The organism is uncultured Limosilactobacillus sp., from assembly GCF_934202235.1.
GTDB lineage: Bacteria > Bacillota > Bacilli > Lactobacillales > Lactobacillaceae > Limosilactobacillus.
Genome location: NZ_CAKPXS010000059.1, coordinates 1 through 8,094 on the forward strand (window position 1 = coordinate 1; position 8,094 = coordinate 8,094).

Genomic DNA, 8,094 nt, shown 5'->3' on the forward strand with positions numbered 1-8,094 from the left:
AAAAAGAAGAACCGTTCGGAATTACAGCGAATTCCGAACGGTTCATTCATTATAAGGGACTTATGTCACAGCCCCTTGCTAATTCTCAACGAATTAATAATTTAATTTAATCTTCAAAGCACCGACCTTGACGATGTCGCCCAGACACTTCATCGCCAGGTTGTGAGCGGCCTTAGCAGTCTGATCGTTGGCGGCTTGCAGCTTCTCCTGCAACGTCTTGCCAGACAACTGGGCAGCCTGCTGATCGGTCTCCAGCAAAATGTGGCGTCCAGCCGCCAGGGTGTTTTGCTTGAGGGCTTCAATGTTGGCACTATAACGCTTGGGGTGTTCGTCCACAATCGTCGCAATGGCGTGAGTCAACCAGTACATATTGTTAATGTCGAAGTCCTTTTCCTTCGAATCACGGTATGGCGCCGGCGTATCCATGACGTTGGTATAGAATGGCGCCATTCCATTAAAGGTGTTCGGTCCGTAAGCCAACCAGCAAATCGCAGCAAAGTCAGCCGGAACATCGTTGCGGACCTGGAGAACGTGAACTTCCTGGTTCCGCTGGAAACCAATTGGCCGAAAGGCGTGCTTCTCACCCTCACTACCACGGCCGTACGGGTCGTAAGGGGTATGCTGGTAGCGAGAACTCAGGGCATACTTGAAGTCTTCAATTGTCAACAGGTGTTCTGGCTTCTTGGCAAACGGCAGGTCCGGATTATCTGGGGATTGCACATCGCTGGGGTTGAACAACCGTTGAATGTACCATTGCCGGGGAATATTGTAGCCATAATCGGAATCGTTGTGGCTGCCAAAAATGTGCCGCAAGTTATAGGTGTTGCCACCATCGATGTTCATGTGGTACCGCTTGATCATTTCTTCCAGGTCGGCCGAAGCCAGCGTGTCATCGCTAGCAAAGTCGAAGTCGGTGATGCTAAACCAGTTGGGAGCTGCAACATAGCAGTCGTCCGGGACTCGCTTGGCTGCCCAGTGGTGGCCACCGATGGTTTCCATGTACCAGCCTTCATCCTTATCGGAGAAAGCCACCCCGTTTGACTCGTAAGTACCATACTTTTCCAGCATGGAGCCGAGGAGCTGTACCCCTTCACGAGCACTGTGAATGTATGGCAGGGTGATGGTAACAAAGTCTTCTTCACCAATCCCGGACTTGACCAGTGGGTCGATCCCTAACACCCGTGGGTTAGTCGTACTGGTTTCGGTGGCTGACATGCAGACGTTAGCGGCGTTGATGCCACCTTCACCCCAGATCCCCATCGTTTTGATGTTGGCCTGTGGCAATGAGGTATAACGGAGCGGGTTCGCCGGTAAATCAACCTGACACTTGCTAGTAAATGACTGGTAATTCTTCGGTTGCTGGTCCGGGGTAACCACTACAAAACGCTTCGGGTTAAACGCCGTACTAAAGTCTTCGTTGCGGGCGATTAGCGTTGAGCCGTCCGCGGTGGCCTTCTTTCCGGCCAAAATAGTTGTACATGGCATCAGTTATCTCTCCTTCATTTTTTACGACACGACAAATGAACTTAGTCAGCCAACGTCCACTTCAATTCGTCCAGTACCTGTGGGAACTCCTTAAAGCCGTCGCCAGCCAGGTAGTGACCGCCCATCAGGTTGACGATTAACTTGGCTCCCAAGCCGTGAGCAATTTGCTCGGCATTTTCAAAGGGCGCAATCCAGTCGTTCTTCGCAGTAATCACGACCGCCTTGTGCAAGCGCGGCGCTACTTGCTGGTAATCAACCGGGTCCTTAACAAATTCGTCAAGTGACGGACTACCTTTCAGGGGACGGTCAAACGGTGCCACCAGAACAAGGTTAACATTCCGTAATTCCGGGTGCCGCTGGACAAACTTGATGGCCGTTACGCAACCTAAACTGTGGGCAACCAGGGTCAACCCCGGTTCAGTTGGCAATTGCTGGTCTAAGAAGTGCTGCCAAGTATCCAGGTGTGGTGCAAAGGCCTCCGGCATTGCCAGCCGGTTAACCGTAATTGACGGTCGGGCCGCCTTTTCTAACCACGGGAACCAATCATCGTCCCGCGTTGATGTTCCGTGAATCAAATATGCATTTGCCACACTAACGTCCCCTTTCAACAATTAACCTCATTATAACACTGTCGTGAAACAAAAAAGGGAGCGTGACAGAAGTCATTTATGACTTCGTAGTCACGCCCCAGCGAGCAACAATAGGTTCCTAGCGTTCGGCTTTGCCAGAACGTTAGGGGCCATTGTTGTACCGCCTGTTAACTTTTAGTATAGATAAGGGGCTTATGTCACAGCCCCCTTACTAATCTAAGTTCAGTTAAGCGGCATCTGCCTTGTCCTTGGGCCACAATCCTAATAAAAGGGAAACAGCCAGGACCACAATCACGGCACCAATTAGCGACGGGATCAGCGCCATTCCGGCAACTTGAGGCCCCCAGGCCCCGAAAATCCACTGACCAACGCTGGCCCCGATCAGGCCGGCAATGATGTTAGAAATCCATCCCATGGCGCCGCCACGGTGAACAATCGCGCCGGCGGCCATTCCAATCAAGCCACCAACAATTAGTGTCCAAATCCAGTGAAACATATCTCAGCACGTCCTTTCTAGTCGACGAGTTGGGACAATAAATATTTTGTATCTACAGTATAGCAACTGGACAACTAGTAACCAAATTAGCCGCTTTGCCTTAAGTTATTCTTAATAACCTGCTTTTAATCATCAATGGTCAGGAGGGACTTGATGGTCTTGCGGTCGGCCATATCCTGGTAAGCTTGTTGAATCTCATTCAGGGAGTAGGTTTGGGTGAAGATCTTCCCCGGATTGATCACACCGTCCAGCACCGCCTTTAGCAATAATTTCTTGTCGTAATAAGCCACAGAGGCCGGACCACCAGCGATGACTACGTTACGGAAGAATAATTCGCCCAGGTCAAATGACTCATCGTGGGGAACACCGACCCGGCCCACATGAGCACCTGGCCGGCCCATCTGCAAAGCTTCGGCAGTGGACTGCCGGGTACCAACACATTCAAGAACGGCATCGGCCCCTTCCCCGTTGGTCAACGCCATCACTTTCTTGACGGCATCGTCACCACGCTCTTCAACGATATCGGTCGCACCAAATTCGCGGCCGAGAGCTTGCCGATCCGCGTGCCGGCTCATCAAGATAATCCGCTTAGCCCCACGTAGCTTGGCAGCAATAACCCCGCACAGGCCAACTGCCCCGTCGCCAATCACCGCTGCAGTGTCGCCAGGCTGAACATTGGCGCAGCGAGCAGCGTGGTAGCCCGTTGGCATCACGTCGGAGAGTGCTTGCAAACTTGCCAGCATCTTATCGCTGTAGTCTGCCGGCTGACCAGGGATGCGCACGAGTGCCCACTGGCCGTGCTGGTAGCGGATATATTCCGCCTGGTAGCCACTGGAAAAGTTATCACTGTGGCTAAGGCAGTAGCCTTCGTAGCCCTTGCGGCAGGCAACACAGTGCCCGCAGCCGTGAGTGAACGGCGCAATCACAAAGTCACCCTTCTTAAAGGTCGTAATCGCATCCCCAACTGCTTCTACAATGCCCAGTGCTTCGTGACCGGTATTCTCAGAATGGGCCGCCTTCTCATCAAGGCCGCGGAAAGACCATAAGTCAGATCCACAGACACTGGCGCGCACCACCTTTAAGATCACATCGTCTGGTGCTTGAATCTTGGGCATTTCAACGTCCTCAACGGCCATTTGGCCAGCCTTAATAAACATTGCTTTCTTCATTATTAGGTTGTCCTCCTTACACAAAACACAAAACTTTCCCTACAACCTTAGTCTAGCCCCTCAAGTCAACTTGAGGTCAAGCGGACGCACAAAAAATTTTTGTCCGTTAACCGTTTTCTGAGAAAATCTCTCAAATTAACTATTGCATTCTGGCGCGTTGGTCGATAAAGTATTTATAGCTTTAATTAGATAACGATGAGAAAAACGTTTCTAATAGGAAGGAAACAATTATGAGCCAGTCACAAAACAAGTCGGAACTGAAACGTTCAATGACCGCCGGCCAGATGGAAATGATCTCCCTTGGCGGAGCCATCGGTGTCGGCCTCTTCATGGGGTCCCAGTCAACTATTAAGTGGACTGGTCCTTCAGTAATGCTCTCCTACGCCCTCGTCGGCGTGATTTTGTACATTGTCATGCGGGCCCTCGGCGAAATGATCTACATCAATCCTGGAACCGGCTCCTTTGCCGATTACGCCACCGAGTACGTCCACCCGATCTTCGGCTACATTGCCAAGTGGGCCAACGTCTTTGAATATATCGTTGTCGGGATGTCCGAAGTCATTGCCGCCACCGAATACCTTCAGTACTGGTGGCCGCATACCCCGACCTGGATAGCGGGGATCGTCATTATCTTTTTCCTGACGATCGCCAACTTAGCTTCGGCCAAAGCCTACGGGTCACTAGAATTTTGGTTTGCAATGATTAAGGTGGTCACCATTATTCTGATGATTGTCCTTGGCTTGGGGGTCATCTTCTTTGGTTTTGGTAATCACGGCCAGCCCACCGGGTTCTCCAACTTGTGGGCCCATGGTGGCTTCTTTACTGGCGGGATCAAGGGGTTCTTCTTCTCCATGTCCATCGTCGTCGGTTCATATGAAGGAATTGAGTTGCTGGGCATTTCGGCTGGTGAAGTTGCTAACCCGCAAAAAGCGATTGTCAAGTCGGTGAAGTCGGTCCTCTTCCGCATCCTCATCTTCTATATTGGTGCCATCTTCGTGATCGTGACGATCTACCCGTGGAACAAGATTGGGATGATTGGGTCGCCGTTCGTGGAAACCTTCGCTAAGATCGGGATCACTGCCGCTGCGTCCATTATCAACTTCGTTGTCTTAACGGCCGCCCTCTCCGGGGCTAACTCGGGGATTTACTCCTCATCGCGGATGCTGTGGAAGCTGGCCGAAGAAGGCGATGCCCCAAAGTACTTCCGCCACATTTCCAACCGGGTGGTCCCCAACCACGCTATTTACGGTATTTCTGGCGGGATTCTGATTGGTTTTATTCTCGACATGGTTGCAACGGCCATGAACAAGTCGGCCTCGAATATGTTCGTCGTCGTCTTTAGTTCATCCGTTTTACCAGGGATGATCCCCTGGTTCGTTATCCTGCTGGCCGAGCTGCGCTTCCGCAAGAACAATCCGGATGTGATGGCTCACCACCCGTTCAAACTGCCGCTGTACCCCTTCTCTAACTACTTTGCATTCATCATGCTGGTGGTCATTGTCATCTTCATGTTTATCAACCCCGATACGCGGATTTCCGTGATTGTCGGTGCAGTTGTGTTGATCGTCGCCACGGCAGTCTACCTGCACCGCTGGGGACTCGACAAGACACCTCATGATGCTGATGCAAAAAAGAAAGCTAACTAGCAACCGTCACCCGGATGGTCGCTCCTGTTGCAATGGATGAACCCGCACGTTTCCACCCATTTAAACGTGGCGGGTTCTTTCTTTTGTCGGCCGTCACAATACTCAAAAAAGCCACAAGGAGGCAATAATTTGCAGAAAAAGGAATCCTTTTATACTAAGGACGTTGTCCTCGTCATGATGGCGTCGTTTTTCTTCATGTTTAGCACGATGTTCATCAACCCGTTAATTAACGGCTACGCGAAAGAGCTGGGTTCGACGGCCGTCTTTGCCGGACTGATCGTTGGCATCATGAGCCTCGCATCCATGTTTTTACGACCGGTCGCTGGGAACCTCACCGACCATTTTTCCAAGTACCTCTTAGCCACTATCGGTGGCGTCTTGATCTTTTTAGGCATTCTTGGTTATATTCTGACTCCCAATAGCGAATTATTACTGGTTTTCCGGCTGCTCAACGGGACTGGTTTTGTCCTGGCCACCGTCTGCATGACCACCTGGCTAGCGCTGTTAGTTCCCCGCCAGCACGTCGGCGAGGCCATGGGATTCTATGGACTGATGAACGCCCTCGCTATGGCCGTCGCCCCGGCGGTATCAATTAACCTCTACCACCTCATCGGCTACCGCAAGTCGATCATGTTTGCCGCTGCGGCAGCCCTGCTGATGATTATCTGCGTCCAGTTTGTTGGCGACCATGGTCAACCAGTTCAGTTGCACCACCCTCGTCCACACGCCGCGTTTCAGATCATTCAGCCTAATGTTTTGCCCGTCGCTATCCTCACCACCCTCTTTGCCATCCCCTATTTCACCACCCAGGCCGACATTGTCTCCTACGTTGAGCAACGGAACGTGAACGTCGCCGTGGGTACTTACTTCCTCATCTACGCCGTAATCCTGTTGGCCATCCGAATTATTTTCAAGGCCGCCTTCGATACCGTCCGGTTCGGTGTTTGGTTCTGGGTCAGTTGGGTGGCCACCGGACTTTACGTTACCTTCTTGGCGGTGATGACCAATAACTGGCTGATGTTCTTAGCCGCCGCCGGGATGGCAGTCGGCTACGGGGTCATTTATTCAGTGCTCCAGGCAACCGCAATGCTGCTAGCACCGATGGATGAACAAGGCTTAGCCAGCGCCACCTTCTACCTCGGTCTCGATATTGGGATGACCCTGGGGCCAATCCTCGGCGGGGTCATCGATACCATCTTTCCAATCCATGATTTTTACCTGGTGCAACTCGCCTTATTGCCGCTAATGCTCATCGTCTACCTGATCTGGCGGAAACGGCTGAACGGCGCCATCGACCACCACTAACAATCGAGTAGGAGATAATTGATTAATTCAATTATCGACCTCTCACACCACCGTACGTACGGTTCCGTATACGGCGGTTCGACAACTTAATCACTTTTGAATTGACTGGAGCGTCTTGGACAAATTTATTAGTCCAAGGTGCTCCAGTTTTCTGTTCGTTAAGGAATAATTTAATGTCTTACTATGTGCCGTTCGCCAATAGCCCTTGCGGGTATTAGCGAAAGTATATGCATCGCGGCGAGTCAAGCCTAACTTCTGTAGGTTAATAATTTTAGTTTTGAGTTTCTTCCATTGTTTCCAGATGTATTGCCTTATTCGAGCTCTCAACCATTGGTCAAGGCGTTGAATAAAGCCGGCCAGCTTTCCAATTGAGTAGTACTGAAGCCAGCCACGCATTTTTCGATGAATTTCCTCAAACATTTGCTCAAGGGATACTCCTCGGTTACGCTTGGTTAATAGCTTTAGTGCTTGTTTAACTCGCTTTTGCGATTGCTTAGCTGGTCGGGCATAGGCGCCGTTACAGTCTACACCTAATGAAAAGCCAAGAAACTTCAATCGTAAAGGACTACCAACTTTGGTTTTATCTGGATTAACTCTAACTTTCAGTCGTTTTTCGAGGAAGCTGGTAATGCTTCGCATTACACGTTCTCCCGCCCGTTGACTTTTAACGTAAATGTTACAATCGTCCGCATAACGCACAAAGTGGTGACCACGTCTGGTTAGCTCTTTGTCCAACTCATTCAGATAGATGTTCGCTAATAGTGGCGATAATGGACCTCCTTGTGGGGTTCCTTTATCACTTCTAGCGAAAAGCCCATGGTCTAAGACTCCGCTAGTCAGAAACTTGCGAATTAACTTTAATGTCCATGGGTCATCAATATATTGTTGGAGGTATTTAATCATCAAATCATGGTTGACGTTATCAAAATAGGCCTTGAGGTCTAAATCGACTACTCGTCGGTAACCCTGATTATATAGATTAACTACCCTTGCGATTGCGTCTTGGGCTCCACGATTAGGGCGAAAACCAAAACTATTATCGGAGAAAACACGCTCGAATATAGGAGTGAGAATTTGGGCCAATGCCTGTTGGACCAATCGGTCCACAACAGTTGGGATTCCAAGTTTTCTTACTCCACCATTAGATTTCGGAATTTCTACTCGTTTAACTGGTGCCGGCTTGTAACTGCCATCACGCAGACTTGTGATTAATTCCGCCTTGTTTTCTCTAAGGTACTGCAGGAGGTCAAAGACAGTCATGCCATCAATGCCCGCTGTTCCTTTATTTCTCTTAACTCGCAAATAAGCCTGATTAAGGTTATTGCGATCCAAGACTAAGTCTTGGATAGTGACACTCATACCTTTACCTTCACCATAATCGGTACTACGCGCCCTTGTGTACT

General features: G+C 50.3%; 7 protein-coding genes. 2 read left to right on the forward strand and 5 right to left on the reverse strand.

What is annotated here, in order from left to right:
• Nucleotides 1–93 precede the first annotated feature (93 nt).
• The 4 genes from Q0E49_RS07485 to Q0E49_RS07500 all read right to left on the reverse strand — a co-directional run bounded on the left by Q0E49_RS07485 (nucleotide 94) and on the right by Q0E49_RS07500 (nucleotide 3,740).
• Entirely contained in the window at nucleotides 94–1,485 is a 1,392-nt protein-coding gene (locus tag Q0E49_RS07485) for a C69 family dipeptidase (protein ID WP_295747612.1), read from the reverse strand.
• A 41-nt stretch (nucleotides 1,486–1,526) separates the two neighbouring features.
• A complete protein-coding gene (locus Q0E49_RS07490) occupies nucleotides 1,527–2,075 on the reverse strand; it encodes an alpha/beta fold hydrolase (RefSeq protein ID WP_295747615.1) in 549 nt (182 codons plus the stop codon).
• Nucleotides 2,076–2,301: 226 nt separating this feature from the next.
• Nucleotides 2,302–2,571, reverse strand: a complete 270-nt coding sequence (locus tag Q0E49_RS07495; protein WP_295747618.1) for a GlsB/YeaQ/YmgE family stress response membrane protein — start codon at nucleotides 2,569–2,571, stop codon at nucleotides 2,302–2,304.
• 125 nt (nucleotides 2,572–2,696) lie between these two features.
• A complete protein-coding gene (locus Q0E49_RS07500; protein WP_295747621.1) occupies nucleotides 2,697–3,740 on the reverse strand; it encodes a zinc-dependent alcohol dehydrogenase family protein in 1,044 nt (347 codons plus the stop codon).
• A 230-nt stretch (nucleotides 3,741–3,970) separates the two neighbouring features.
• Between Q0E49_RS07500 and Q0E49_RS07505 the strand changes: the two genes are divergently transcribed.
• Both Q0E49_RS07505 and Q0E49_RS07510 read left to right on the forward strand, forming a co-directional pair.
• Nucleotides 3,971–5,386: an amino acid permease gene (locus tag Q0E49_RS07505; RefSeq protein WP_295747624.1), complete on the forward strand. Its 1,416-nt coding sequence runs from the start codon at nucleotides 3,971–3,973 to the stop codon at nucleotides 5,384–5,386.
• Nucleotides 5,387–5,515: 129 nt separating this feature from the next.
• Nucleotides 5,516–6,691 carry an MFS transporter gene (locus Q0E49_RS07510; RefSeq protein ID WP_295747625.1) on the forward strand — a complete coding sequence of 392 codons (1,176 nt, stop codon included), beginning with the start codon at nucleotides 5,516–5,518 and terminating at the stop codon, nucleotides 6,689–6,691.
• Nucleotides 6,692–6,781: 90 nt separating this feature from the next.
• On the opposite strand, the gene ltrA is transcribed toward Q0E49_RS07510, so the two are convergent.
• The coding region (ltrA, locus tag Q0E49_RS07515) for a group II intron reverse transcriptase/maturase (RefSeq protein WP_295747627.1) at nucleotides 6,782–8,094 on the reverse strand (1,313 nt) is incomplete at its 5' end.

Coding starts and splice junctions, on each gene's coding strand:
- Q0E49_RS07505 (WP_295747624.1), top strand. CDS start 3,971: ATGAGCCAGTCACAAAACAAGTCGGAACTGAAACGTTCAATGACCGCC.
- Q0E49_RS07485 (WP_295747612.1), bottom strand. CDS start 1,485: ATGCCATGTACAACTATTTTGGCCGGAAAGAAGGCCACCGCGGACGGC.
- Q0E49_RS07500 (WP_295747621.1), bottom strand. CDS start 3,740: ATGAAGAAAGCAATGTTTATTAAGGCTGGCCAAATGGCCGTTGAGGAC.
- Q0E49_RS07495 (WP_295747618.1), bottom strand. CDS start 2,571: ATGTTTCACTGGATTTGGACACTAATTGTTGGTGGCTTGATTGGAATG.